The organism is Pseudomonas sp. W4I3, assembly GCF_030816195.1.
GTDB lineage: Bacteria > Pseudomonadota > Gammaproteobacteria > Pseudomonadales > Pseudomonadaceae > Aquipseudomonas.
On sequence record NZ_JAUSXS010000001.1, the window covers coordinates 4614423 to 4639350 of the forward strand.

The window sequence follows — 24928 nt, forward strand, 5'->3', positions numbered from 1 at the left end:
GGGCAGGTATTTCAGTCGATGTTCACACATCACCTTGCGCCTCCAAACCAAACACGTTACAAATCCCATCACCAAGTTGTACGACAACCTAAAAATAATCCCCATCCCTCGAGGATGGCGCCAACTGTTCGAGCCCCGCCATGACTCCCCCTGCCCCCGCCCCATTCTCCCGCCACATCGCCGTCCTCATCCTGCTCTGCATGGGCTCTGCCTTCGCCGGCAACCACATCGCCGCGCGCGTAGCCTTCGACGACGGCGCCGGTGTCCTGCTGGCTATCCTGATGCGCTCAGGTGGCACCCTGCTCGTGCTGGCCATTTTGGTCCTGTGGCAACGCCAAAGCCTGCGCCTTCCCCCAGGCGCATGGCGCTGGCAAGTACTTCTGGGCCTGCTGATCGCCACCCAAAGCCTCTGTCTCTATTCTGCCGTCGCCCGCGTTCCGGTAGCGCTGGCCCTGCTGGTCGCCAACGTCTTCCCGATTCTGCTGGCGCTGCTGACCTGGGCGCTCGGCGGCCCACGCCCCACCGCGCGCACGGCCTTGCTGATGGGCCTGATTCTGGTGGGCCTGGTGTTCGTGCTTGACGTACCCGGCCGCTTCGCCACCCACACCAGCCTCGGCCCGCAATGGCTGCTCGGCGTCACCCTAGCCTTTTGCGCCGCGTTCGTATTCGCCTGTGCGCTGTGGATCACCGACCACAAGTTGTCTCAAGTACGCGGTTCTGTGCGCAGCCTGCTGACGATCTTCATCGTATTCAGCAGCGTCAACATCGCGGGCTGGACCGGTGCGCTTGCCGATGGCTTGAACCTGCCGGCAACCAGCACCGGCTGGCTGGCACTGGCCACGCTGGTGGTGCTGTATGGCACCGGTTTTATCGTGCTGTTCATTTCAGTGCCGCGCCTGGACATGCCGCGTAATGCACCAGTGATGAACATCGAGCCGCTGGCAACCTTGTTGATGGGCTGGATCGTGCTCGACCAGATGCTCAGCGCCGGGCAGATGGCAGGCGGGGTTATTGTGGTCACGGGGATTGTGTTGCTGACTTATCGCACGTCGCCCGGGCCGACCGCCAAGGCGCAGGTGGCGTAATGCCTGGGTTTCGTATAGGGCACGAGTGATACCCCGCTGCAGCGGGCGCTACTTCAACTCGCTGGCCCGATTGCTCGCCGCATCATCGTAAGCCACATACAGCGACTCGGCGATCTGGCTTTTGATGGCCTTGGTGGACTCCAGGCCCAACACAAAACCTTCAGCCTTGCCGCCGGCGCGGTTGAGCTCCTCGTGGGTGGACGCGCCGGTGATGGCGTCGAGGAGTTTGGCGGCGTGGGGGCCGACGCCTTTGGGCAGGGAGATTTGGTCGATGGACATGGCGATACCTTCAGAAATGAAATCGGTAGCGCTTTTAACCACTGCCGGGAGCGGGCATGGTAAACCGGTTGGCGCAGAAAGGGGCTGCTTTTGGTCGTAGGCCAGTTCAACAACGGCCTACACCCCTGAATGCTTGTCTCCCCCTTACCGTAGCCTTCAGACCGTCACGTTGATCACCTCGCCCCCGCGCCGCTCAAACATTGCCCGCTCCGTCTCCTCAGTCGCCCGTTCGCCCTTGTAGGCCAACTGAGTGATGAACAGCCGGTCCTGGGCGCCCTTCAGGTTCGACGGGTCATGGGGCCTGAGCAAGGGCGCCAGATCAATAGTACTGGCGAAATTCTCGTTGGTCAGGCTGCGAAAACCCATGAGGCTGCCCGACGACGGCGAGCCGGCGTCGACCATGTCGATGGCGGCGTTGCGGTAGGCCACGGCGGCCGCTTGCAGGCCGGGGGCGCGGTTGAGCAGGTCGGTGAGGCGTTGGACATTCGCATCGCTCAGTTGGCCGGCCTTATCGAGTACTTTCAGGCGGCCGTCGGCTTGCACGGTAAACCCGTAATCGGTTCCAGCCAGGTCGGGCGCGGTGCTGGCCAGGGAGGCCTGGAATGCGTTGAACGCGCTTTTCAGCACGCCGTGTGCGCCATTGAAGCGGTCGACGAAGCGAGGCAAATCCGGCGAATCGGACCGGCCGACCCAGGTGTTGACCACCTCCAGTGGCGCGCTCAGGGTCTGGGCGGCTTCGCTGGGGTGGTAAATGGCCGCCGGGCCGGCGTTTGCCAGGGCTTGGGTGGCGACGTCCGACGGCGCCTGGGGCACGCGTTTCTGGTCGGAAGGCGCCAGGCTGATAGTGGCCGGGGCGAGATGGGCAGCGCTGACGGAAAGTGCCATTTTAATCGATCCATGATTGGCGGGGTCATACAGGTTATCGACGCGGATGAGGCAATCTTTAGACGCCCCCATTTGAACGTCGTTGCTGCCCAAAGCTACGCGTGTGGCGATGGCTCGATACCCACACAGCGCGATCATTTGGCGCTGGCACCCACCTTCAATCAGCCGCCTGCGACAACGGCCGCGCCACCCGTTCCAGCGCCTTGCGCTCCGCCGCCACGCCCCAGATCGCCTGCACTATCGCAGCGGCGCACATCAGCGCTGCCCCGATCAAATACCCCACGAACAAACTTCCACGCTGTTGCGTCTGTATCAATTGCCCAAACAGCGTTGGCCCGATGATCCCGCCTAGCCCCGTGCCGAAGGCATAAAAGACTGCAATCGCCAGCGCGCGTATCTCCAGCGGAAAGGTCTCCGCCACGGTCAGGTACGCCGAACTCGCCGCTGCCGAGGCGAAGAAGAAAATCACCATCCATGCGATGGCTTGCTGGGTCACGTCGAACCAGCCTTGCTGGAACGCGTAGCCGCTGAGCGCCAGCAGCACGCCGGAGATCGCGTAGGTAGAGCTGATCATCACGCGCCGGCCGACTACGTCAAACAACCGCCCCAGCAGCAGCGGCCCGCAGAAGTTGCCGAGGGCGAGCGGCAGCACGTACCAGCCGACGCGCTCGGCGGGCACGTCGTAGAAGTCGGTGAGCACCAGCGCATAGGTGAAAAATATCGCGTTGTAGAAAAACGCCTGGGCGGTAAGCAGCGTCATGCCCACCAGGGCACGACGGCGAAAGCTGACAAACAGAGTATGGAAAATCTCCGCCAGCGGGGTGTGGTCGCGCGCATGCAGGCGCAAGGCTGGGCCGTTGACCGGGGCCAGTGCGTGGCCTTGTTCGCGCAGGCGCGCTTCGATGCCCTCGACAATGCGCCGCGCTTCGTCCTGCTGGCCGTGGATCAACAACCAGCGCGGGCTTTCCGGTAACCACAGGCGCATCACCAGAATGATCAGGCCCAGCGCGGCACCGATGCCGAAGCACAGGCGCCAACCGAGGTCGCCGCCGACGATGTGCGGGTCGAGCAACACGATGGCGCCACCGGCACCCAAAGCGGCGCCCAGCCAGAAGGTACCGTTGATGGTCAGGTCGACCCAGCCGCGATAGCGCGCCGGAGTGAATTCCTGGATGGTCGAGTTGATCGCCGTGTATTCGCCGCCAATGCCCATGCCGGTGAGGAAGCGGAACAGCAGAAAGGTTTCCAGGTTGAAGGAAAACGCCGTGGCCGCGGTGGCGCCCACGTACAGCCAGAGGGTGATGAAGAACAGCTTGCGCCGCCCCAGGCGGTCGGTGAGCCAGCCGAACAACAGCGCACCCAGCACGGCGCCAGCGATGTAGACGCCACCGGCGAGGCCGATGTCGAAGTTGCTGAGGTTAAGGCCAGCGCTGCTTTTCAGCGCCCCGGACACCGAGCCGGCCAGGGTCACTTCCAGCCCGTCGAGCAGCCAGGTGATACCCAGGGCAAACACCAGCAAGGTGTGGAAGCGGCCCCAGGGCAAGCGGTCCAGGCGCGCGGGCAGGTCAGTCTCGAACAGCGCCCCTTGGGTGTCGGCGTGTGGTTGGGTCATGGTCACCTCCGTCCTTGTGCAGTGCCTCGTCAGTTATGAGTGAGCCTTTGGCGGGGGAGTTCAAAGTCGTCGCGCTGGTGTCCTTGATCCTCAGGGATTGGCGAGGCTTGTCAGGATTGCTCCAGCGCCACCGGCTTGACCGCCTGCCCCTGCTGACGCGAGGTGACCAGGCCAATAAAGGAAATCACCAGCGCCAGGCCAATCGTCGAGGACACTTCTGCGCGGTGTTCCGGCGTCACCATCATCACGGTCAGCGCCGCGCAGATGAACGCGATGACCAGATAGGTCAGCCAGGGAAACAGCCACATGCGCAAGGTCAGTTCGACGTTCTGCCGGAGCAGCAAACGCCGCATACGCAATTGCGAGACCGCGATCACCAGATACACCAGCAACGCAATAGCACCGGAACTGGCGAGCAGAAACTGGAACAGCCCGGCAGGCATGAAGTAGCTCAGCAGCGTCACCCCGGCTCCGATGATGGTGCTGGCAATCACCGCCGCCCTCGGCACGCCCGCCACTGACGTGTGTTTGAGGGCACGTGGCGCATCGCCGCGTTTACCCAGGGAGAACAGCATGCGCGAGGAGATGTAGATCGAGGAGTTCATGCAACTGGCGACGGCGATCAGCACCACCACGTCGACCATGAACTTGGCGTTGGGGATGTTCATCAACTCCAGCGCACGCTGGTAAGAGCCCACGGACGCCAGCAGCGGGTCGTTCCACGGCACCACGGAGATGACGACCGAGATCGACAACAGGTAGAACACGCCGATGCGCCAGATCACCGAGCGTGTTGCCTTGGCGATGTTCTGCGCCGGGTTACTCGACTCAGCCGCGGCAATAGTCACCGCCTCGGTACCAATGAAACTGAACATGATGGTAATGAAGGCCCCCACCACCGCCGACAGGCCGTTGGGGGCAAAGCCGCCGTGCTCTTGCATCAACCGGCTCAAGCCACTGGCTTGGCGATCAGGAATCCAGCCCATCAGCACGTTGAAACCCAGGCCGATAAACCCGACGATGGCGATGACCTTGGCCATCGCGAACCAGAACTCGAACTCGCCATATTTGGCAACGCTGAACAGGTTGGTGATCACCAGCAAAATGATCGACAGCAACGCGAACAACCAGGCATCGATCTGTGGAAACCATTGATTGAGCACATGCCCGGCAGCCAGCGCCTCGATCGGAATCACCAACACCCAGAACCACCAATACAACCAGCCGATGGTGAAGCCTGCCCAGCGTCCAATGGCCTGGTCGGCATAGGTGGAAAACGAACCGGTGTCCGGGCGCGCCACCGCCATTTCGCCGAGCATGCGCATCACCAGCACCACCAGCAGGCCGGAGCACAGGTAAGCCAGTAAAACCGCCGGCCCCGCTGCCGCGATGGCATGCCCGGAACCGACAAATAACCCCGCGCCGATAATGCCTGCGATGGACAACATGGTGACGTGCCGCGGCTTGAAACCCTGCGCCAGCTGACCGTTGGAATCGTTGCAGTTGAGGCTATTCATTGTTTTTGTTGTTCTCGGGCGACTAGTGCCCTTCACCTTAAGTGCGCTGGACACGGCCAAAGTAGCCTGAGCGCGCCATCATCGTGTCTGATCTCGACATTTGCCCACACTCATAGCGCGTGTTTCTCACGCCATTAATGGATCATCTGCCACAACGACGCGCCGACTCCGGTAATGCTCTCCCCCGCAATCAAACCCGCCGCTGCGGTAATTGCGAAGCGCTCCGTCACGCTTGGCCAACGACAGCTGACCAACCAGGTGATGACCGCACCCAGCGCCATCATCAGCGACACCGACGCCGGCAATACAAACGCCAACCCCAGGGCCGCCGCGCTGGGCAGGTAGCGGCTGCGATGGGCGGGCAATGTGCTGTCGAGCACGCCCAGCACGACGCCGATCAGGGCTGCAATGCCGATGGCCCAGCGAATGCTCGGCGACAGTGAGTCCAGCCCGTGGGTCAGGGTTTGCGCCACGGCTTTCCAGGTGGCGACGGCCGGCGCCGGCCACTCTTCGGTGAGCAGCATGGTCTGTGGGTCGGGGATCAGCGCCAGGTAGGCGAATACACCGACGATGCTGCCGACAAAAATCCCCAGGATCTGCGCGATCACCTGCTTGTGGGGCGTGGCGCCAATCGCCTTGCCCACCTTGAAGTCGTTCATCAGGTCCGTGCATTGCCCGGCCGAACCGCCGGCCGTGTTGGCGCTCATCAGGTTGATCGGCACCTGCCCCGGCGCGGCGATGCCGAAACTCAACTGGGACAGTTGCCCAATCGCGCCGATCGGCGGAATGCCAGTGGCCCCCACCACCCGCGCCGCCACGGCGGCCAGGCAGATCGCCAGGGGAATGGTCAACAGCGCCATCCACAGGTTGATCCCGAACAACAGCGCCTGCAGGCTCACCACCAACCCGATCGCCAGCACAAAGCCTGCGGCTGGACCGGGTTTGGGAACTGTCCATGGCGTGCCACCGTCAGCCTGAGTGGAGCGATGCAACGCCCACAATCGAATCGCCAAGGAGGCCAGGGTGGAACACACCATCAAGCTCACCCCTGGCCAGAGCAGCCACTCCACCAGCGCGGCGAATTGCGGGCCGCTGCTACCGGGCGGGAGGTTCACCAGCCCTTGGGCCAACAGCCATGGGGCCAACCCGCCCCAGGCCAGCAAGGCGCCGAGCAGCAGGGTCAGGCCCACGCGGATGCCGATGATGCCACCAAACCCCAGCAGCAACAGCGAAGGGTCGGCGGTAAACGTCAGCCTTTCAAGCTGCGCGCTCGGCGACCAGCGTGGAAAGGCCCAGAGGAAGGTGTCCACCCACTTGACCAGTCCTGACAGCACGGCGGCGCTGAGCAGCACTTTCAAGCGTGTCGCGGCTTCGCGCCCGTGGTTGTAGATATGCAGCAAGGTCTCCAGCGTGGCCATGCCTTCGGGAAACTTCAGTGCCTTGTCATTGAGCAATGACGGCCGCAGGTACCAGGCGATCCAGATGCCGAGGAAGCTCACGGAAAACACCCAGGCGATCATCGGGATCGCCTCCAGCTGGTTGCCGGTGAGCAAGGTGTAGGCCGGGATGGGCGCGACCAGCCCGCCGGAAATGATCGACGCGGCGGCCGAGGCGACGGTCTGGTTGATATTGCTTTCGTGCAGCGTCCACGGCAATGCAGCCGACGAGCGCTTGGCCAGGCCCTGCCAGATCGCATAGCCGATCAGCAACGCGATGATCGACATGTTGAACGACCAGCCGATCTTCAGGCCGGCGTACACATTAGAGGGGGTCAGCAGGATGCCGAGCAGCACCCCGGTGATGACGGCTCGCCCGCTGAGTTCGCGCTCTACGGGGTTGGTTGACGAGATCGGATGCATGCAGATTCCTTTCGACCAGAAGACAGCGTCACTTGATAAGTGAACGCTGCCTGGCGTGAAGGTTCAGCCGCGCTTCAAGTGCCTCTATTTTGCAAACGCATACTCGCCGCCCTGCTCCACCGCCTTGCGATAAGCCGGTCGTTGCTGGAGCGTGTCCACCCAGGCCGCCAGGTTCGGATACGCCTGCAACTTGCCCTGGGCCTTGGCAATCTCGCCGATAAAGCTCATCTGAATGTCCGCACCGCTGAGCTCCTCACCCGCCAGGTAGGCGGTTTTGCCGAGCACGTCATTCAGGTAGCCAAGGTAGTTGGCCAGCTCCGATTCAATGCGTGGATGCAGCGGCGCCCCGGCTTCACCCAGGCGCCCGACGTAGAGGTTGAGCATCAGCGGCAGCATGGCCGAGCCTTCGGCAAAGTGCAGCCATTGCACGTATTCATCGTAGGCGGCGCTGGCCGGATCGGGTTGCAGTTGACCGTTGCCGTGGCGGCGGATCAGGTAGTCGATGATGGCCGCCGACTCGATCAGTACGCGGGAGCCGTCCTCAATCACCGGCGATTTACCCAGGGGGTGAATGGCCTTGAGCTCAGGTGGCGCGAGGTTGGTTTTCGGGTCGCGCTGGTAGCGCTTGATTTCGTAGGGCAGGCCCAGTTCTTCGAGCAGCCAGAGGATGCGTTGGGAACGCGAGTTGTTGAGATGGTGAACAGTGATCATGGGCGCTCCGCTGAACAGGTGTGGGTTTGTGTAAAGGAAGACTACACCGTCACCGACGCGTTCAGGTTAGTCATGATGATTGTGTCCACCCAAAATTCCGGCCCCCCACAACGTAGAGGGCAGGACCAAGAGAGACCGGCGTTTAGGCGACGGCGGTCAACTTCACTTCCAACGTAAGTGCGTTGCTCAGCTCTTCCAGCGTCAGATAGGCTTTATCCTTCAGTTGCGGCCAGCGCTCAATGAAAAACAATCCCCTGTCGTTGATCTGAATAGGCGTGGTGATAAGTTCTCCACTATTGGAACGGTGGACCAGGTTGGCCTGGGTCCTGGAGGGCTGTTCGATATGGAAACTGCCGATCGCCCTGAGCCGCGTGCGGTCTGGTAGAACCCTGGCTTGAGGAGGCGGAGTACCGGCAATGCCGACGTCTACTTTGAAATCACTGCGCGCGGCCGGGGTGCCACTTTCGCCGCGAACGGCATTGAAGATTTCCCAACCGCCTGGATGCAGGGGGCGCGCACTGTCGGGAGCGACGTCACGAACCGTCAGGCTGACCGCATCCTGCAATTGGGCGATACCTGGCACGCCCTGGAACATATCGGAGTGCGCGCTGCCCATAAACGCAACCCATCGATGAGGGCCCAGTGCCGCCTGATCAGCTTTGATCACCTCATTGGCGAAATAACTGAACATGCTTGCACGAGGGTCCGTTCCAGGCATACCTCTAAGGTGATAGCTGGCAATGCAATCAAGTGCCCTGACGCGTATGCCGTACTTGTTTGCGACACTGACCACATGGGTGTAATTGGCCTCGCCCGCATAGAGGTGCATATGCCCTATATCCTGGGACCTCAAATAACCTTTCAGGCTTTCCGGCATTTTCTGTGTACTGAAAAAGCTCTCCAGTTCTGCCTGATGCAGATCAGTCAGCAGGTGTTCCATGTACAAGGTCTTTACGCCCTGCTTCTTCAGTAATTTCATATGGTTGATCAGGAACTGTTTGCTCGAACTGTGGCTGTGAGATTCGCCAATGATTAGCCCCCACTTCTGCTTGTAGAGTTTCTCAATAAACATCTCCTCACTGGTCGCCGTGGCAAGGTCGGAGAAATCGCCGCGCGCCGGTGGGACGTAAGCAGCAAAAGCCTTTTTGGCGGTTTTCTCCAAGCGAGCGCGGGTCCGTATGAACGCCTCGAACGCCTCTTTATCCTGGCTGTCGTGTAGCGGGACGTACTCGGGATCGAAGCCTTTCCTCGACTGCCTTATGTCTTCCAGATTGCGTTTGTAGATCGCGGGCAGATCAAACTCACTGTAATGGGACACTGCAGCGGGGGACCGTACCGTCATCGAAGGGCCGGCAGTGGGCAGCGTTTGAGAGGCCGGGGCCATTGTCAGCTTGTAGTCAGCTCGGGACTGCGCGGCGGAAGCGGTATCGAACTGCACACCGACGGTTTGGCCCGGCGCAACGTCGTCCACGCGCAGGGCAATGACGTTCTGCAGATCAGCCAGGCCTGGTATCTCTTCAGCACGCCCTATGCGGTTGTGATCGACCAAGGCGATCCAGCCTTCATCGGGATCGCTTGTCGCAAGCGCTTTGTGGGAATAGAAGTTTCTGAGTTTGCTGCTGCGCGGGATAAATCGTTCTCCGCCGCGCAGTTCCAACACGTGTTCCATATGATAGGAACTCGACGCGTCCACGCCGTCGATTGCAACCTTGTGCTTGCGCGCTTCCAGCATCAGCTTGCGGTAGGTGAACGGGGCATCCTTGCCCCAGCCCAGGGCTTTATCGACCCGCATCAGATGGTCTGTGACGCGTCTCAAGGCGTGGGCGACATCGCCTTTGACTTCCCCGTTGATAATAGTGAGTTTGCTGCGAAAAACATCGGCCGGCAGGTTTTCGATGTACACACGCTTAAGCCCCTGCTCGGTCAATGCCTGCATATTTTCGATCAGCAACTGCTTACTGGCGACGCCAGCGTTGGAAGCACCAATGATCAGACCTTTTTTAAGGGGGAACACAGTGGCAAGCACGGTGGCCGGGCTGGCGTCGGGCGCCAGTACCGGCAAACCTTCGCGACTCGGGCGCGCCGGGGGTGAGGCGTAGAAGGCTTCGGCATCCTGGGTCAGTTGTTTCACCTGGTTGGGGTAGCTGTCGCGCAGCGGCTTCAAGTCGAGATAGGCCCCTTCCCGGGCGCTCCGCGCAATGACTTCGTCCGGGTAATTGGCGAGGCTTTTGGCGAAATCAGGGTCAAGTGCCGCTCTGAAGTATCTACCTTGCGCAGGTGAACTCTCGTACAGGGCCAGTGGCTGTTCAACGTCCTGGGAGAGTCGCTGATACTTCCTGCGCCCTCCGCCCGCAACACCGGAACGTATCCAACGGCCTTTGGTATTGCGGTTGACCAGACGTGCGGTTGAACGCATCTGCCCAGTGAGTGGGTCATAGCTGTACAACACGTAACGCCCCAAGGAATCCGGGGTGTTCTTCACCCAGAAATCCTTGGCCTCAAATAGCACGGGTTTCATATCGACAGGGATGCGCGGCTGAAGCTCTTTGAGCAGCGCGGCGTGTTTTTGCGCTTTAAGGGTCGGCCTGATGGAAAGGGCGTTGAACGGGCCTTTAAAGGCTGGACGGAAGTCGAACAACAGGGCGCCCCCCAGATTGGTCAGGTAGCCGATGAAGTGTTGCAGGGCACCGTCCTTGTCGCCTTGCTCAAAGGCACTGATGGCGAGCATCGCATCCTTGAACGCCAGCAGGCCACCCAGGCTCAGGCTCAACACCGGGAAGGGAATGGTGGCAATGGCGGTGACCAGTTCTACGCAAGTCCAGAGAATGCCCATGATCATTTGAGTGCGGTTAACCGTGGTGGCGACCACATCATCTATTTTGCGCTGCAGCACGCTGTTGTAGAACTCATGACGCAAGTCGCTCAGAGGTGCAACGCGGTCTATCGGCTCATGGCGGGCGGGGCTTGGCGTCGTGCGGTTTATCGTCTCCGGCAGCCCCTTGCGGGCAGCGTCCAGGAAGCCGGTGACGCGGGCCTTGCCTCTCACCGCCACCCGGTCAATCAGATAACCCGAAACGCCATCGACTTTTTTCAGCCAATAGTTGAACAGCTTCGCCTCACGCACCTCGATGCCGTCGGGGGCGTTAGGGGTGTACAACAGCACCGGATTGTCCGCATGACTGAACAGATAAATGCCCATCACCCATTCACCGTCGATCACCAGCCGATGGACCTTATAGCGGTTGCGCGTCGCGACGGTGGTATCGCCAAGGCTGTCGATGGCGCGTTCCAGCCAGGCCAGGTCGATACGGGCGATGTGGCCGCGCAGGCAGCCGTCCAGCGCCGCATATTTTATCTGCAGTTGGTTGATCGCCAGCGTGGCATTGCGCCGTTCGGCGTAGCCGGGGCTGCTTGCGCTTTGCAAGCGGCTACGTACTTCGTCGGTGTAGCGCTGGCCGATCCACACGCCGGTGACCGAGCGAGCAACATTCTGCGGGGTCAAGCGGCTCAGGTCGACGCCGTCAGGCCCGCTGAAGGTGGCCGAGGTGGAGAACTTCGAGTCGATGAAGCCGACGTTATCCTCGTAGCCGTCTCTGTACAGCCTGGTATAAGACAGGGCACGCGGCCTGCCGCCCAGCAGCGGCCAAGGGGCTGTAACGTAAACAGTGTCCGGGTCGATATAGTTCTGGCGGCGCCCCAGCAGTCGGTTCAGGCTGAGCGTGGCTTGTTCATGCAGATAGGCGTTGAAGGTGATGAAGTTCGCTTCGGAATCAGGCCTGGCGTTGTAGACGCGCAACGCACCCACGGCGTCCTCGCTCAGGCTAGTCAACCGCGCCCGGTCGGCCGCCGGGGCCGAGCGATACCACAGCGGGGTACTGTGTTCATAGTCGTCCATTGCTGCGTTTTGCGAATGAACAACCATGGCATCCAGGCAAACCGCATGGGCGCACAAAGGCCCGAAGGTCACCTCTTCGTGTTCCTTCATGTCGGGCTTGAACCCCAGCCCGGCGAGGAACGCCCCCATCTTCGGGCGAAAGCGCAGAGGGCACTGCTCAAGCAGGTAATCAATCATGGTCCGGTCGTTGTAACGGGTCTTGTCATCGGCCCAGGCGATGATATGCGCCTGGCATTCGCGCTCAGTGGCGAATGCGATGAACTGCTGTTCGCGAGGCGAGCCGGGGGTGCACAACAGCAGACGTCGGGGTTGCTTCCCGTCTTCCTGTTCGCGCAGCAGCCACAGGTCTTTGAGTTGCGCACCATGCAGCAGCACGGTTTGTGCGCACACCTGTGGATTCGTACCGGCTCGCAGGTCTTCGAACAGCTGGTAATCCGCCTGGACCAAGTCGCCTCGCAACCTCGCGACGTAGGCCAGCAATACCAGGCGCTGATCGAACAGGTCACGGGCCGCCTGCTTGATGGCCGGCTTGACCTGCATGTCTTTTTGCAGCGCCCCAAACTCCAGGCGCGGCCGCAGGTCCGGCTCGCGGAGCATGTCGAGCAGGCTCTGCGCATTCAGGTCGGCATGCTCGCCTTGGAGTGCAGCCCCCGCATACGTGAGCGTGGTATTGGCCAGAAAGTCCGAGCCGGGCAGCTCGTCACGGCTATGCAATCCCCAATAGCACAACTGCACGAGGCTGTGCTGTTGCTCGTAGGTGCCGACATTGGCGACTTTACGTCGGGTGGTGACGTGCAGATGCTGGGGATCCAGGCCATGCATCTCCAGTGCTTCGTCCAGGTACTCTGTGAGCTGAAAGTTGGCCAGTGCCTGGGGCGAAGCGGCAGGGCCCAGTAAATCGACCAGGGTATTGCGGGCCTGATTGTAAGCCTGGATGTATCCACTCAGGGTCTGCTGGCCCGTCGCGTCTGCGCTGCGGTACCAGTCAGGCAAGCTGTTGTACACGCTGCGCTCCAGCAGCCGTTGCTGCCTGAACGCCAGGCGCAAGGACAAATCCGGGAGCGCGGCTTTTACCGCAGTGTCCAGCGCGGCCATCAACCGCGCGGCATCCTGCATCGGGTTGTCGATTAGGCTCAAGGCCAGGTCGATGTCCTGGCGGCGTTTGTCGAGCAGCGCATCGTAGGTGTGCTCAAACAGTGGCTCGCCTTCGAGCGCCCGCAATTGCAAAGGCCAGATACCCGCTGCGTCCAGCGCCTGGTAACGCACCGGCAAATGGCGGCAGACCTCTTCGCGCCCCGCCGGCACTTTCATGATCGCTTTCAGACCCATGTCGAGTTCTGCCAGAGAAGCGAAAGGTTCCAACCCTCGGTTCGGCGTGAACAACAGAACCTGACCCAGGTCCTGCCCTGACGTGAGGTCATCCACGACAGGGCTGGATTTGCGTGTGAGGACGAAGGCCCCGGCAAACTCCACGGTTTTGTCCTGGTAACTGAAGGTCAGCGAATACATGCCAGGCCGTAAGGACGGGCCTCGAGAGCAGTCTTCAATCATGCGTTGTTCGGCGGGAGACAACAGGTAATCACGTACGTCCAGGGCAACCTGCTGTTCCAAGGCAGCAAGGCCGGCCGTCTGCGCGAGATAGCTCCGACGGCCCAGGCCGTCGACCGTACTGGTCTCGTCCAGTTTTTGCAGGTCGTTGTTCAAGTTGGCTTTAAGCCTGGCGAGCAGCGCTTTGCCGGTCTCGTGGGTGAGGTCTGTCTCGGTCAAGGCCTGGAACAGGCTGCGTGACTGGCTCAAAAGCTGTTCATTCGCGGCAATCAGGGTGGTGTTGAGCTTTTCCAACGCCAGCAGTTCTGCGGGCAATTGGACGGGTAGTCGGGTTTGGCTGCGCAGGTCAGGTTCGATTTCAAACAGGTGTGTGCGCAGTTCCTGAAGCGTCAGTTTGGGTAACGGATCATTTGGCGTACTCATGGACGCTGTCCTCATGCTGATGGGGTGAACCCTCAGCATGAAGCGCGGCCCGTGCGTGGCAGCGGTAGATATTCAAGGGGGTGATTGAACGTCAGCCCAAGCGAAACCGCGCCGTATTGTCACTCAGCGCCTTGCTGCCTTTACTCAAGGTATCAGCCGCCTGGTTGACCGCCCGCGCGCCTTCCAGCAAGCGCCCTGCCGCCTGATCCACTTGCTGGATATTGCCGCTGACCTCATCGGCAGTCGCGGCTTGCTCCTCCACCGCCGCCGCAATGTGCGCCAGCGTGTCGGTGACGTTTTGCACCGCGCCGGCGATCTCGCCCAAGCGTGTGCCCAGGCCGGTGACGGACTCGGCGTCGGTCAACGCCTGGTCGCAGGCTGCGCCCATCAGCGTGACGGCCTGGCTGACCGTCGCGCGCAGGCTGTCTACCGTGCTGGCGATTTGCGCGGTAGAGGCCTGGGTGCGTTGCGACAGGCTGCGCACTTCATCGGCCACCACGGCAAAACCCCGGCCCTGTTCGCCAGCACGGGCGGCCTCGATGGCGGCATTGAGCGCCAGCAGGTTGGTTTGTTCGGCGATGCCACGAATGGTGTCGACCACCGATTGAATCTGCTGGCCCTGCTGGCTGACCTGTTCCAGGGCATTGGCGGTGTCGGTCAGGCGCTGGTTGAGTTGCTGGATGCTCGCCGTGGTGCGCTGGCTGTCGCGGCTGCTGTCTTCGGCGATACGCCGGGTGTGCTGCGCGCTGCCCGAGGCCTGTTCGCAGCTTTTAGCGACGCCCATCGACGTGGCGGCCAATTGGGTGGCAGCGGCGGCGATCTGGCTGATCTGGTGCTGCTGGTCTTCAACTTCGGTGAGGGTGCTGCCCGATTGTGCGTTGAGGGTGAGCACGGTGGCGCTCAGTTGCTGGGTTTCATGATTGACCCCGAGCAGGCTGGCGCGCAGTTGCACCACGGCAACGTTGAGCGCCGTGCTGATGGCGGCCAGTTCGTCGCGGCCTTCCACCGCCACTTCGACGCGCAGGTTGCCGTCACGCAACGACTCGGCGAGCGTGGTAATGCCGCTGGCGCTGCGGCGGATCGACGCTTGCAGGCAGATGAACAGGTACAACGCGGCCAGCGCCAACAGGCTGAACGTCGCCGCCACCGGGACGAAGTGTTGCAGCGAACGTTCACGGTAGTAACTCAGGCGTGCGTCGAGCGAATGCAGCGACTGGCTGCGCAATGCGCCCAGTGCTGCAAGCATGGCGTCGACGCTCTGGTCGAAGGCCGTGGCGTCGAGCTTGATGGTGCCGCCGAATACGCCGTCGTCCAAGGCCTTCAGCTCGCTGTCCAGGCGTTGCAGACTGGTTTCGTATTGCACCATCCAGGGTTCCAGGCCGGGATATTGCCTGGCTTTGAGCGCACCGGCTGCCTTGACCAACTGGTCCCGCGCATCACCGATGCGGCCGCGCAGATCGCGCATCTGCAAGCGGCTTTGCAGGGTGAACTGGCCCGAGGCAATCGAGGATTGGCCGACGCTGGCCGTGCGCCCGATACGCTCGATCAGGTCCGGTGTGTGCTGGGTGGAAATCTGCATCAGCAGGTAGGTTTCCAGCCATGGGTCGAGGATCAGGCCGGCGTCCAGGGTGATCTGCTCCCGCAACGATTGCATCGCGGTCAGGGCGGCGGTGAAGCGGTCGTAGCCATCCGGCCACCAGCCGACGGTGCGCAGGGCCTGGGTGTCCATGCCCTTGACCGCGGCCTGCAACGTGTCGAACCGCGCCAGGGTGTCGGCGCTGGCGTTATGGGTTTTGAGCGCATCGCCCAGGGTTTGCAGACCTTGCTGAATCAGTGGGCTGCCGGCATCCACCTTGTCCATCGCGGCCTGGGCGGCAGGGGTTGGAGTGTGCAGGATGTCCACGGATTTCCAGCGGGCGGCCAGGTTGCGTTGGGCGCCCAGTTGCGCATCGAGCTGGTCCAGCGCCAGCAGTTGGTACACGCCGGACTGTTCGCTGGAAATGACCGCGAGTTTGTCGTGGTAATCCTGGCCAATCATCCACAGGCTCCCAGCCAACGGCAGCATGAACAGGCAGAACAGCACCTGGAACTTGCGCGCGAAACCGAACCGTCCAAGCAGGCGGATACCCGGTGATAAAAGTCTTTGCATGCCCTGCAGCTCCCCTGAACGAACCCATACTTCACAGCCTGGAAATGACTAACGGCAAAATGCCATGTCATTGATTAGTCTGGCTCTAGCAAGATATGGGCCGTGAGGTGCAAGCGCGGCGACACGCGCCATGGCGCCGCGAAACTGGCCAGAAGTGCGCGAAAATGGGGCAAAAGCACTCAGTGTCGGGCACGTCCTGTAACCGCCGGGGACACAACGCCTGGGAGGCGAATGCAGGACATAGCGGTTTTCAGGCCAGCACGTGATTAATCCATTGGATGTGCCGGGCAATCTCTTGCAGCTTTTCTTCCGGCACCGACTGCCTGGCCTTCTCGAAACTGGCCAGTGTCTTTTGTTTCTTGCGCAGCAGGCGTTGCCACTTCGCCACGAACACCGGGCTGCGCACCTCTAGATGCAGCGGCCCGAAGTACAGTTGCTCCTCGGTGTAGGTCACCGGCCCGGTACGCTCGGCGACAATGATTTCGTAATAGAAGCGGTTTTCGTGCAGCAGCTCTTCGTGGACGATTCGGTAGCCGTTATCCATCAACCAGTGGCGCAACGCTTGCTCGCCGCCGTTGGGTTGCAGGATCAGGGCGTTCCTCGCCGCTCAACTGCGCGTTGCCGCTGTCGAGAATGTCGCGAATCGTCTCGCCGCCCATGCCGCACAGGCTGATGGCGGTGATGGCGTCGTCCGGCTCGATGGCGGCCAAGCCATTGGCCAGGCGTACCTGAATACGCTGCTCCAGGCCGTTATCACGCACGGTGCGCTGAGCCGCATGAAACGGCGTAGCCGCGACCTCCCCCGCCACCGCCAGGGCAATCACGCCACGACGCAACAATGCCACGGGCAGGTAAGCATGGTCCGAGCCGATATCGGCCAGGCGCGCGCCGGCCGGTACCAGCGCCGCCACACGCTCCAGGCGCATGGACAAGGTGTGTTCGTTCAACGGTGGTTCCTTTTCATTCTCCGGAAAATCGGTCCCGGCTGTTGGTCAGGTGCAGCACCATTGCCGCCCGCGCGGCATCCGGGTCCTGACGCTTGATCGCATTGAAGATCGCCTCATGCTCAAGGTTCGCCAGTTGCCCCAGCTTGGCAAAATCCGCCCCGCCGCGCTCGGCGCCCACCACCAGGGTACGGGGGATCATCGCAGTGCCCAGGTGCTGCATGATTTCGCTGAAAAACGTGTTGCCGGTGGCCTCGGCGATCAGTTGGTGAAAGCGCTTGTCTTCTTCCACACAGCTGTCGTTACTGGCAAGCGAGGCCTGGTAATCGTCCAGCGCCTGGCGCATGTGCGCGAGTTGCGCGTCGGTACGGCGCAGCGCGGCCAGCGCCACGGCTTGCACCTCCAGGCCCAGGCGCAGTTCGAGCATGTTGCGCACGCTGGCCACCGTGTCCACGTGCAGGCGCAAGCCTTGCTGGGGGTGCTGCGCCAGCACGAAGGTGCCGATGCCGTGGCGCGTCTCCACCAGCCCGGAAGCTTGCAGCTTGGAGATGGCTTCGCGCACCACCGTACGGCTCACCCCGTGCTCGAGCACGATGGTGGATTCGGACGGCAATTTTTCACCGGGCTTGAGCTGCCCGAGCAGGATGCACTGGGTCAGTGCGTCGACCACGCCCTGGGCCAGGTTGGTGGAGCGTTTGCGCACGGCGGGTGCGTTTTCAATGGGCATTGCTAGGGTCCACGGGGTTGGGCTGAGGGGAGCTTAACACCCTGCTGATGGATAGCGCCGAGTTGATTCATAGCGGCATCAACTTGTATGACAACCAACCTATATGCCGATGATGCCGGTCGCGTATCGCAATTTTTTTACCCAGCAGCCAAGGCCTTAAAGTGCCTTAAAAAAGAGCTTAACCCTCGATTAATAACTAAAAATCGTAGCTGTGTGGCGTCTTTATAAGAACAAATACACGCGCCAGTGCATTGCGATTTCTAAAAGCTCACTTGTATGATGTCTGGCAACAAGACACACCAACCCGCATAAAAACAAATCAGGGGGAGTTTTGAATGGTGAACACTTCAAGCCATGCACCTGCCGCACCAGAAACTGATTCGGTGCTCACCCGCGCCGTGAGCAAAGTGAAGGGCCATGTGCTCCCACTGTTCGTGATCATGTTCATCCTCAACTACATCGACCGGGTCAACATCGGCTTCGTGCGCACACACATGGAGCATGACCTGGGCATCGGCGCGGCGGCCTATGGCTTCGGCGCCGGGCTGTTCTTCATTGGCTACGCCATCTTCGAAGTGCCGTCCAATATGCTGCTGCAGAAAGTCGGCGCGCGCATCTGGCTGACCCGCATCATGTTCACCTGGGGCATCGTCGCCACGCTCATGGCGTTCATCCAGAACGAAACCCACTTTTATATCCTGCGCTTCCTGCTCGGCGTGGCTGAAGCGGGCTTCTTTCCGGGGGTGATCTACTACTTCACGCGCTGGCTGCCCGGGGTGGAACGCGGCAAAGCCATTGCGATCTTCCTCAGCGGCTCGGCGGTTGCATCACTGATCTCCGGCCCGCTGTCGGGTGCGCTGTTGCAGATCGAAGGTTTCGGCTTTCACGGCTGGCAATGGATGTTCGCCATCGAAGGCCTGGCCTCGGTGGCGCTGGGCTTCTTCGTATGGTTCTGGCTGGACTCCAAGCCTCATGACGCCAAATGGCTCAGCCGTGAGGAACAAGACACGCTGGTGGAAGCTATCGACCAGGAACAGCGTGATCGCGAAGCCCTGACTACGGTCAAGCCAACCCTCGGCAAGCTGCTCAAGGACCGGCAGATCCTGCTGTTCTGCGCCTTGTATTTCTGCATCCAACTGACGATTTATGCCGCGACATTCTGGCTGCCGAGCATCATCAAGAAAATGGGGGACCTGAGCGATGTGCAGGTCGGGTTTTTCAACTCGATTCCTTGGCTGATCTCGATCATCGCCATGTACGCCTTCGCCTCGCTGTCGGGCAAGTTCAAGTTCCAGCAGGCCTGGGTTGCCGCCGCGCTGCTGATTGCTGCCGTCGGCATGTTCATGTCCACCACTGGCGGGCCGATCTTTGCCTTCGTGGCGATCTGCTTTGCCGCCATCGGTTTCAAGTCAGCCTCTTCACTGTTCTGGCCAATCCCCCAGGGCTATCTGGATGTGCGCATCGCCGCCGCCGTGATCGCGCTGATCAACTCCATCGGCAACCTCGGCGGCTTTGTCGCACCGACCACGTTCGGTTTTCTGGAGCAGACCACCGGTTCGATCCAGGGCGGGCTCTACGGCCTGGCGGGCACCTCAGTGCTGGCGGCGATCCTGGTGTTTTTCGCCAAGACTTCGCCTTCTGCCGTGCTGACCTCGCCTGACGCCGCACCCACGCGCGCCGCCATCAGCAAACCTCTTTAAGTCACTCAGGACCTTGCCATGACCACTCCCATCGTCACCGATTTCCACGTCATCCCCGTCGCCGGCCACGACAGCATGCTGTTGAACCTGAGCGGCGCCCATGGGCCTTTTTTTACCCGCAATATCGTGATTCTCAAGGACAGCAGCGGCAATACCGGCGTGGGTGAAGTGCCCGGTGGCGAACGCATTCGCCAAACCCTGGAAGACGCGCGCAGCCTGGTGATCGGCCAGCCGATCGGGCAGTACCAGCGCATCCTCAATCAAATGCGCACCACCTTTGCCTCACGGGATGCCGCGGGTCGTGGGCTGCAAACCTTTGACCTGCGCATCACCATTCACGCCGTGACCGCGATGGAGGCCGCCCTGCTCGACCTGCTCGGCCAGTTCCTTGAAGTGCCGGTGGCAGCCCTGCTCGGTGAGGGCCAGCAACGCGATGCGGTGAAAATGCTCGGTTATCTGTTCTACGTCGGCGACCGCAGCGCCACCGACCTGGCCTATCGCAATGAAGCCGACGCCGATGACGACTGGTTTCGCCTGCGCCATGAAAAGGCCCTGACCGCCGACGCCGTGGTGCGCCTGGCCGAAGCCGCCAAAGCGAAATACGGTTTCAATGACTTCAAGCTCAAGGGCGGCGTACTGAGTGGTGACGAGGAAATCGAAGCCGTCACCGCCCTGGCCGAGCGCTTTCCGGATGCGCGTATCACCCTCGACCCAAACGGCGCCTGGTCACTCAAGGAAGCGATCCGCCTGTGCCGCGACCAGCATCACGTGCTCGCCTATGCCGAAGATCCCTGCGGTGCCGAAAATGGTTACTCGGGCCGCGAAGTCATGGCTGAATTTCGCCGCGCCACGGGCCTGAAAACCGCCACCAACATGATCGCCACCGACTGGCGCGAGATGGGCCATGCGATCCAGTTGCAATCGGTGGACATTCCCCTCGCCGATCCGCACTTCTGGACGATGCAAGGCTCAGTGCGCGTGGCGCAGATGTGCAACGAGTGGGGCCTGACCTGGGGTTCGCACTCCAACAACCACTTCGATATTTCCCTGGCAATGTTCACTCAAGTGGCGGCCGCCGCGCCGGGTGACATCACGGCTATCGACACGCATTGGATCTGGCAAGACGGCCAGCGCTTGACCAAGGCGCCACTGCAGATTGAGGGCGGTTACGTGAAGGTGCCCGCCAAGCCTGGCCTAGGCGTGGATATCGACATGGACGCCGTTTGCCCGCGCCCACGAGTTATACAAAGGCATGGGGCTGGGGGCACGGGATGACAGCGTGGCGATGCAGTTCCTGATTCCGGGCTGGAACTTCGACAACAAGCGTCCTTGCCTGGTGCGGTAGGGCTGGATGTGGGAGCCATCGCAGCCTCGCAGGGGCTCGACCGCTCCTGCAGTCAGCGCCGTGGTCGCTTATTTGCCAGCGGCCACGGGTTTTGCTACCGACGCTTTCTTGCGCGCAAGCGGCCGCACGGTCAGCTCTACCCCCAACGCTGCCATTAACTTCTGGACCGTCTCATAGCGCGTTTTAGAGCCGCCCTTGAGGGTTTTATACAAACTCTCCCGATTGACGCCCGCAGCCTCGGCCACTTTGTTCACGCCTTGGGCCTTGGCCACTTCGGCAAGGGCTTTCATGAGGATGTGCGGGTCTTGAGCCTCCATGCTATGCGCAAGGTAGGCGCTGATAGCCTCGGGATCGTCGAGGAAGCGCGAAGCTTCGTAGACGCTGGTCCCGGAGGTATCAAGGTCGAGGATCGGCATGTCCTCGGGTTTGAATTTCGATTCGCTCATTTCATCTACCTCTCAGGGCATCGAGCCATGTATCGAACTCCAGCGTCTTGCCAATCGTATTGATCACAAAGCCAAATGTAGCCTACTGGCTACTCCCTGTTGATGCCAGCGAATTTTTTAGTGCGGTGTAGGCCGCAAGAAAAAACCCTAGTCCAGCAACCAGCTGAGCAGCCGTTCGATACTATTAGCGCTTGTTTCACTCGCGTTTAAAGCGCCCGATCAAACAACGGCGTCACGTCATACCGCTGCTTGAGCATCTGCGCATCTACCAGAAAATCCGCCGTGGCCTGGGCTTCGCTGATGATCGTGGGCGAGATTGGCAGCACCTTGATCGCGTCGCGCTTGAACCACACCTTGGCGATGTCCGGCGCGGACTGGTTGGCCTTGGACCAGGCCTCGGCATATTCGTCGACGTGGGTGCTGCTCCAGACACGGGCGCGGGTCAGGCGCGCGATAAAATCCTTGATGATCGCGCCTTTCTGCGCCAGCGCCGGTTCATACGCGACGATATACGTGGGCGCGCTCATCAGGCCCTTGGCATTACGGATCACCAGACCACTGGACCCCAGCACCTGAGCCACTTTCAGCAAGGTCCATCGCATGTCGACTCCCGCTTTGAATATCTGGGGCATCGCGCCCTCCGCCCGTTACGAACAACTGGCCGCACCGTTTCGCCCGCTCTTTGCGCAGATCCTTGCGCAGGCTGCCGAAGCGGATCAATCGCGCGGCAGCCTGGCCGCCGTCATCGAGCAACTGAACGCACTCGGCCTGCCACGCTGGCGTCTGCCACAAAGTTATGGCGGCCATGGCGCGACGCTGGTTGAACTGTCGCGCTGCTGGCCGAGCTGTCCGCCGCAGACACCAATATCACCCAGGCACTGCGCGGGCACTTTGGTTTTTGCGAGGACGTGCTCAGCGCCAAAGATGTCCAGTGGCGCGCCAAATGGCTGGACCGCCTGAGCCAGGGCGCCCTGCTCTCGCCCGGCAGCACCGAAGTGGGCAGCCAGGCCCGTGGCGATTTCGACACCCGGCTCTACCGTGATCAAGCCGGCGCACTGCGCATCAGCGGCAAAAAGTTCTACACCACCGGCGCGCTCTACAGCGACCTGATCAGCACCCTCGCCACCTTTGAAGACGGCAAGACCTACAGTGTGGTGGTCGACCTCAAAGCGCCCGGTGTGCAGATCATCGACGACTGGAACGGCTTCGGCCAACGCCTCACCGCCAGCGGCGCCTGTGTCTTCGACAATGCCTTAGTGGAGGACGACCTGCGCCCCACGGACCAGCGCTTCGGCCACGGCCAGTCGTTCTACCAGCTGTACCACTTGAGCACCCTTGCCGGGATCGCCCGCCGTGCCGCGTTGAGCGGCGCCGAAGAACTGCGCAAGCGTGCGCGGACCTTCACCACCGGCAATGCCGACACGGCGGGCCGCGATGTGCAATTGCTGCAAGTGATCGGCGAAGTCGCCAGCCAAGCCTATGCGGCTCACGCCATCACTCAGCAAGCGGCGCAGCGGCTGGAGCACACCGCGTACGCAGTGATCGCCGCTCAGCAAGCCCTGCCGGCTGACGACCCGCAGGTGGCACTGGCAGAGCTGGAAGTGTGCCTGGCGGTGAATCCGGTGGTGGATGCGACGCTTGCCGCCACCACCGCACTGTTCGATGCCCTCGGCGCGAGTGCCACCGCCAGTGACAAGGCGCTGGACCGGCTGTGGCGCAATGCGCGCACCTTGGCGAACCACAACCCGCGGGTGTACAAGTCGCGGATCGTCGGCGATTACCTGGTCAATGGCGTGCTGCCGCCGGGACAATGGCGGGTGGGCGTGGCGCCGTGACTGCCAGCTGACATGGCGCGCGTGATAGGTAGAGCGGGAGGCCAGCACATGACCAAAACTGCCAAGCCCCATCTGATCCGAGACGACGTGGTGGTCCTACGGATAACCCAGTTTCTGGCACGTTGATCGGGCCAAGCTTTTGAAGCTGGTATCATCCGCGCCCTCACCCACCAGGCCAACACCCATGAACCGCCAGAAAAAACTCCAGCAACTCTTCAAGGCCAAAGCTAAAAAGGCCAGCGCCAAACTGGCGCCAAAAAGCAAAGATAAATACGTCAGCAAGGCCGACCGTTTGAAGCTGGCGGCCGAGGCCGACCAAACGCCGGTTACGTCCCCCGAGACGCCTGCTGAATAAGGCGCATCGCTGAAGGCGTGCCCGCTTCGTATTTGCCCCAGATACGCCGCAGATGGCGCGCCGAACCAAAGCCTGCGCGCTCGGCGACGGTTTCGATATCCAGGCTCGACTCGACCAACAGCTCGCGGGCCACGGCCAGGCGCAGGCGGTGCAGGTAATCCAGCGGGCTGATGCCGACATGCTCGTGGAACAGGCGCGCCAGATGGCGACTGCCGGTGCAGGCCAGGTCCGCCATGCGGCTGACGGTCCAGGCTTCGCAGGGGGCGCAGGCGATAGCGTCCTGCACGCGGTGCACGGCCGGGTGCAGGTGATTACGCCCGGTTATCCATGGCGATAGCTGCGGATCACTGCCGCTGCGGCGCACATACACCACCATATCCCGCGCCACGGCGCACGCCAGCCGGGGCCCGGCGCGCTCGGCGACCAGGTGCAGCATCATATCGATGCCGGCGGTGATCCCGGCACTGCAACTGACCGGACCGTCAGTGACGTAAAGGCGGTTTTCCAGGACCCGGGCCTTCGGCGCCAGCGCCTGGAGGGTGGCGCACAGCGCGTGATGCGTGGTGCATTGGCGCCCGTCGAGCAGCCCCGCGCGGGCGGCCGTCAGCGCGCCGGCGCACACGCACATCAACCGCTCGCCGGACGGCGCGAACACATTCTGCAGCCACTGCACCAGGCGGTCGCTGGCTGATTCAAAGGCTTGCTGGCGTGTTTTCTCTACCTTCATGCTGGAGCCGACCAACACCACCAGGGTGCCCGGCGCCAGGCTGCTCGGCAAAGGTGCCAGGCCCGTCAGCGGCAAGCCGATGGAGCTATGCAGCGACGCCACCGGGCTGACGTACTGCAGCTCGAAAGCCACGGCCGCCGGGTCATCGACCTGCGCGGCCAGGCGCAGCACTTCGGCAGGGCCCGCCAGATCGAGCATCAGCACATTGGGCAACAGCACGAACAGCACCGGCACGCTCATCGGTTCACCCCGCCAATGCCTGGGCGACGGTGACGATGCGCGCAAACCGATCCTCCAGGACCAGCTCCGTTCGCTCGCGAATCTGCGCCGGGGTATAGACGCGGCCGCTGCGTACGTGGGTCATAGCAAAAGTCAGCGTGGCCTCACTGACGAAGTCGACATTAAAACCGCTGTCCGAGGCCTGCCGCGTCGTGGTTTCACAGCACTGTTCGGTGCGAATACCACTGATGATCAACGTGGTGATGCCCCTCTGCGTGAGGTGCGCGGCCAACGCCGTACCGGCAAAAGCGCTGTGGTAGCGTTTGTGGATGACCAACTGCGGATCGATCGACAGTTCGCTCAATGCCCTGACGTTGCCCGATGCCATCGAAAAATGCCCCTGGTCTTCCACATGAAAGACTTGTACCACCGGTATGCCTTGCTGAACACAACCGTCGATGAGCGCCTGCTGGTTTGCCAGGTAATCGGGCAGGTCATTTTCGGACCAGTAGGATGAATGACGAAAGGAATGCTGGGCGTCGATCACGATCAGGGCTTTGTGGCGCATGGGTGGTCCTTCCTGACTTACGTTGCGATGAATGATGCAAGCCATGGTAAGGACCGGGCCGGATGCGCAACAGGCGCGAGACGGACCGGTTCAGGACCG

Annotated in this window: 15 protein-coding genes and 4 pseudogenes; 5 read left to right on the forward strand and 14 right to left on the reverse strand. The window is 61.7% G+C overall.

The window, feature by feature from the left end:
• Positions 1-200 precede the first annotated feature (200 nt).
• Positions 201-1085, forward strand: coding sequence for a DMT family transporter (locus QF045_RS20970; RefSeq protein ID WP_306494933.1), 885 nt, complete (start codon positions 201-203; stop codon positions 1083-1085).
• 48 nt (positions 1086-1133) lie between these two features.
• Here QF045_RS20970 and QF045_RS20975 read toward each other — a convergent pair whose 3' ends face one another.
• The 10 genes and pseudogenes from QF045_RS20975 to QF045_RS21020 all read right to left on the reverse strand — a co-directional run bounded on the left by QF045_RS20975 (position 1134) and on the right by QF045_RS21020 (position 17634).
• Complete coding sequence (locus QF045_RS20975; protein ID WP_306493837.1) at positions 1134-1364, reverse strand: hypothetical protein; 231 nt, start codon at positions 1362-1364, stop codon at positions 1134-1136.
• 156 nt (positions 1365-1520) lie between these two features.
• Entirely contained in the window at positions 1521-2249 is a 729-nt protein-coding gene (locus QF045_RS20980) for a hypothetical protein (protein ID WP_306493838.1), read from the reverse strand.
• Between the two features lie 157 nt (positions 2250-2406).
• The gene (locus QF045_RS20985; protein ID WP_306493839.1) at positions 2407-3861 is read right to left on the reverse strand and encodes an MFS transporter; all 1455 of its coding nucleotides are present in this window, start codon (positions 3859-3861) and stop codon (positions 2407-2409) included.
• A 110-nt stretch (positions 3862-3971) separates the two neighbouring features.
• Positions 3972-5378 carry an amino acid permease gene (locus QF045_RS20990; RefSeq protein ID WP_306493840.1) on the reverse strand — a complete coding sequence of 469 codons (1407 nt, stop codon included), beginning with the start codon at positions 5376-5378 and terminating at the stop codon, positions 3972-3974.
• 134 nt (positions 5379-5512) lie between these two features.
• On the reverse strand, positions 5513-7237 hold the full coding sequence (locus QF045_RS20995) for an OPT family oligopeptide transporter (protein WP_306493841.1): 1725 nt from the start codon (positions 7235-7237) through the stop codon (positions 5513-5515).
• 84 nt (positions 7238-7321) lie between these two features.
• Positions 7322-7948, reverse strand: a complete 627-nt coding sequence (locus QF045_RS21000; RefSeq protein WP_306493842.1) for a glutathione S-transferase family protein — start codon at positions 7946-7948, stop codon at positions 7322-7324.
• Positions 7949-8090: 142 nt separating this feature from the next.
• Positions 8091-13814: a membrane-targeted effector domain-containing toxin gene (locus QF045_RS21005; RefSeq protein ID WP_306493843.1), complete on the reverse strand. Its 5724-nt coding sequence runs from the start codon at positions 13812-13814 to the stop codon at positions 8091-8093.
• Between the two features lie 91 nt (positions 13815-13905).
• Complete coding sequence (locus tag QF045_RS21010; RefSeq protein WP_306493844.1) at positions 13906-15963, reverse strand: methyl-accepting chemotaxis protein; 2058 nt, start codon at positions 15961-15963, stop codon at positions 13906-13908.
• 250 nt (positions 15964-16213) lie between these two features.
• Positions 16214-16910, reverse strand: a pseudogene (locus QF045_RS21015) (tRNA (adenine(22)-N(1))-methyltransferase TrmK).
• A gap of 13 nt (positions 16911-16923) precedes the next feature.
• Positions 16924-17634 (reverse strand): FadR/GntR family transcriptional regulator, encoded by a 711-nt coding sequence (locus QF045_RS21020; protein ID WP_306493845.1) that lies wholly within the window; start codon positions 17632-17634, stop codon positions 16924-16926.
• A 338-nt stretch (positions 17635-17972) separates the two neighbouring features.
• Here QF045_RS21020 and QF045_RS21025 point away from each other — a divergent pair, with 338 nt between their 5' ends.
• Entirely contained in the window at positions 17973-19334 is a 1362-nt protein-coding gene (locus QF045_RS21025; RefSeq protein WP_306494934.1) for an MFS transporter, read from the forward strand.
• A gap of 18 nt (positions 19335-19352) precedes the next feature.
• Positions 19353-20679, forward strand: a pseudogene (gene gudD, locus QF045_RS21030) (glucarate dehydratase).
• Positions 20680-20747: 68 nt separating this feature from the next.
• On the opposite strand, the gene QF045_RS21035 reads toward gudD, so the two are convergent.
• The gene (locus tag QF045_RS21035) at positions 20748-21125 is read right to left on the reverse strand and encodes an addiction module antidote protein (RefSeq protein WP_306493846.1); all 378 of its coding nucleotides are present in this window, start codon (positions 21123-21125) and stop codon (positions 20748-20750) included.
• Between the two features lie 206 nt (positions 21126-21331).
• Positions 21332-21676: pseudogene (locus QF045_RS21040) on the reverse strand (aliphatic sulfonates ABC transporter substrate-binding protein); the annotation flags it as partial.
• 49 nt (positions 21677-21725) lie between these two features.
• Here QF045_RS21040 and QF045_RS21045 point away from each other — a divergent pair.
• Both QF045_RS21045 and QF045_RS21050 read left to right on the forward strand, forming a co-directional pair.
• Positions 21726-22960, forward strand: a pseudogene (locus QF045_RS21045) (acyl-CoA dehydrogenase family protein).
• A gap of 184 nt (positions 22961-23144) precedes the next feature.
• Entirely contained in the window at positions 23145-23315 is a 171-nt protein-coding gene (locus QF045_RS21050) for a DUF2986 domain-containing protein (RefSeq protein ID WP_306493847.1), read from the forward strand.
• Here QF045_RS21050 and QF045_RS21055 read toward each other — a convergent pair.
• Both QF045_RS21055 and QF045_RS21060 read right to left on the reverse strand, forming a co-directional pair.
• Positions 23287-24282, reverse strand: coding sequence for a GlxA family transcriptional regulator (locus QF045_RS21055; protein ID WP_306494935.1), 996 nt, complete (start codon positions 24280-24282; stop codon positions 23287-23289). The two genes, QF045_RS21050 and QF045_RS21055, sit on opposite strands and share 29 nt — an antisense overlap.
• 4 nt (positions 24283-24286) lie before the next feature.
• On the reverse strand, positions 24287-24829 hold the full coding sequence (locus QF045_RS21060) for a cysteine hydrolase family protein (RefSeq protein ID WP_306493848.1): 543 nt from the start codon (positions 24827-24829) through the stop codon (positions 24287-24289).
• Positions 24830-24928: the final 99 nt, after the last annotated feature.

Excerpts from the sequence above, each read along its gene's own strand:
- QF045_RS20970 (WP_306494933.1), top strand. The coding sequence starts at position 201 with ATGGGCTCTGCCTTCGCCGGCAACCACATCGCCGCGCGCGTAGCCTTC.
- QF045_RS20975 (WP_306493837.1), bottom strand. The coding sequence starts at position 1,364 with ATGTCCATCGACCAAATCTCCCTGCCCAAAGGCGTCGGCCCCCACGCC.
- QF045_RS20980 (WP_306493838.1), bottom strand. The coding sequence starts at position 2,249 with ATGGCACTTTCCGTCAGCGCTGCCCATCTCGCCCCGGCCACTATCAGC.
- QF045_RS20985 (WP_306493839.1), bottom strand. The coding sequence starts at position 3,861 with ATGACCCAACCACACGCCGACACCCAAGGGGCGCTGTTCGAGACTGAC.
- QF045_RS20990 (WP_306493840.1), bottom strand. The coding sequence starts at position 5,378 with ATGAATAGCCTCAACTGCAACGATTCCAACGGTCAGCTGGCGCAGGGT.
- QF045_RS20995 (WP_306493841.1), bottom strand. The coding sequence starts at position 7,237 with ATGCATCCGATCTCGTCAACCAACCCCGTAGAGCGCGAACTCAGCGGG.
- QF045_RS21000 (WP_306493842.1), bottom strand. The coding sequence starts at position 7,948 with ATGATCACTGTTCACCATCTCAACAACTCGCGTTCCCAACGCATCCTC.
- QF045_RS21005 (WP_306493843.1), bottom strand. The coding sequence starts at position 13,814 with ATGAGTACGCCAAATGATCCGTTACCCAAACTGACGCTTCAGGAACTG.
- QF045_RS21010 (WP_306493844.1), bottom strand. The coding sequence starts at position 15,963 with ATGCAAAGACTTTTATCACCGGGTATCCGCCTGCTTGGACGGTTCGGT.
- QF045_RS21020 (WP_306493845.1), bottom strand. The coding sequence starts at position 17,634 with ATGCCCATTGAAAACGCACCCGCCGTGCGCAAACGCTCCACCAACCTG.
- QF045_RS21035 (WP_306493846.1), bottom strand. The coding sequence starts at position 21,125 with ATGAGCGAATCGAAATTCAAACCCGAGGACATGCCGATCCTCGACCTT.
- QF045_RS21050 (WP_306493847.1), top strand. The coding sequence starts at position 23,145 with ATGAACCGCCAGAAAAAACTCCAGCAACTCTTCAAGGCCAAAGCTAAA.
- QF045_RS21055 (WP_306494935.1), bottom strand. The coding sequence starts at position 24,282 with ATGAGCGTGCCGGTGCTGTTCGTGCTGTTGCCCAATGTGCTGATGCTC.
- QF045_RS21060 (WP_306493848.1), bottom strand. The coding sequence starts at position 24,829 with ATGCGCCACAAAGCCCTGATCGTGATCGACGCCCAGCATTCCTTTCGT.